The following is a 1861-nucleotide window of genomic DNA, read 5'->3' on the forward strand; positions in this document are numbered from 1 at the left end:
CATAACAATATTGCTTATACGCTCGCCGACGTCTTTTTGTGCAAAAATAACTTGATTAAGTATTTCACCCGGCGTTAAACTTCTGTAAAGTCCGCCTATCGTTGATGCACAAAAACGACAACCCATTCTGCAGCCGACTTGACTTGATATACAAATCGTAAGTCCGTGATGATAACGCATAACAACGCTTTCTATACAATTTCCGTCCGGAAGTTCAAAGAGATATTTTACAGTACCGTCTATTTTCGATACATATTTTTCTCTGATTTTAAGCGTTGAAACATACGTTTCTTTTTCGAGTTTTTCCCTTGTTGCCTTTGACAGGTTCGTCATTTCATCATAGCTTTCCACGCCTTTATGAAGCCATGAAAAAATCTGCTCGGCTCTGAATTTCTTCTCGCCGACGGATGTAAGATATTCAATTAATTCATCATATTCAAAATCTTTTAAATCAATCATTTACTTAATCCTTTTCATCTTACAGATATAAAATCCGTCTGTGTTATCTATATGCGGATAAAATGTCTTTTCAAATACTTTTTCAAAATTTTCGTTATCCGCCGTAAAGCTGTCTGTAACAGTCTCATTTTCTTCTTTTTCAATCGTACACGTTGAATAAACAATCTCACCGGTTATTTTAAGATATTTTGACGCATTGTCAAGTATCTGTCTTTGAATTTTCGGTAAATCGTTATCCTCTGCCCTGTTCCACTTTATTTCGGGCTTTCGTCCGATTATTCCCAAACCCGAACACGGAACATCACAAAGTATTTTATCTGCAGTATTTATCATACTTTCGTCTATTTTACAGCCGTCCGAAAGTTTAGGTTCGATTATCGTTATTCCGAGCCTTTTGGCATTCTTTTTTATAAGCTCTATTTTATGTTCGTGTACGTCAAAGGCGTATATTTTGCCTTTGTTGTTCATCAATTCCGCAATATGCGTTGTCTTTCCGCCCGGTGCGGCACACATATCAATCACTGTGTCACCCTCACACGGTGCAAGCACTTTTGCTGTCTGCATTGCTGCTGAATCCTGTATTGTGTAATATCCGTCATTATATAAGCTGTCCGCCGAAATGTCAAATCCGTCCGACACTATATAACCGTCATAAACTTCGGCATTTATTCCGTTGTCGTTAAACTTCTTGCAAAGTTCATCTGCCGTTATCTTTAATCTGTTCGGTCGAATATTAAGTCTTTTTTCCATGCCGAAACTTTCAATCAATTTTTCGGTAAAATCATATCCGAATTCATCAATCCACTTTTCACAAAGCCACATCGGGAACGAATATTTGACAGACAAATATTCTATTTTATCGGACGGATATTCGATTTCTGTTTTCGACACATTTCTCAAAAGTCCGTTTACAAATCCTGCCGATGCACCGTGACCGTATCTTCTTGCAAGCTTTACGCTCTCATTCACTGCGGCGCTTGTCGGCACTTTATCCATAAACATTATCTGATATATTCCCATTCTCAAAATTATAAGAATGTACTTCGATATTTTTTTCAATTTTATCTTTGAAAACTTTCCTATAACATAATCAAGAGTCAATTTTCTGTCTGTGACGCCGTAAACAAGATTGGAAATAAACGCCTTATCCTGTTTTGGCATATCCGTTTTCAAAGCTTTTTTCAATGCCATATTTGAATATGCTCCGTTAAATTCAACGTCGTATATTACTTTCATTGCAATTTCTCTTGCGTTACTCATTAATCTCTCCTACGATTTGCCAATAAAACAAGTCTTAAAAATTGAAGTGCCGTTGACGCAACCGCCGCAACATATGTCATAGCCGCCGCCGTAAGTGTTTTCCTTGCACCTGTAAGCTCATCACCCTCAAGTAAGTACATAC

The 1861-nt window shown here is 37.5% G+C and carries 2 protein-coding genes and 1 pseudogene; all 3 read right to left on the reverse strand.

The features are described 5' to 3' along the window. Positions 1-459: pseudogene (locus tag ACLTU0_RS11835) on the reverse strand (23S rRNA (adenine(2503)-C(2))-methyltransferase RlmN); the annotation flags it as partial. Next, positions 460-1719 (reverse strand): 16S rRNA (cytosine(967)-C(5))-methyltransferase RsmB, encoded by a 1260-nt coding sequence (gene rsmB / locus ACLTU0_RS11840; RefSeq protein WP_337868942.1) that lies wholly within the window; start codon positions 1717-1719, stop codon positions 460-462. Further along, positions 1719-1859: a zinc metallopeptidase gene (locus tag ACLTU0_RS11845; protein ID WP_412322646.1), complete on the reverse strand. Its 141-nt coding sequence runs from the start codon at positions 1857-1859 to the stop codon at positions 1719-1721. The genes rsmB and ACLTU0_RS11845 overlap by 1 nt, the downstream gene beginning before the upstream one ends. Between the last annotated feature and the right edge of the window lie 2 nt (positions 1860-1861).

Origin of the sequence: Hominilimicola sp., from assembly GCF_046972485.1 — a bacterium.
GTDB lineage: Bacteria > Bacillota > Clostridia > UBA1381 > UBA1381 > Hominilimicola > Hominilimicola fabiformis.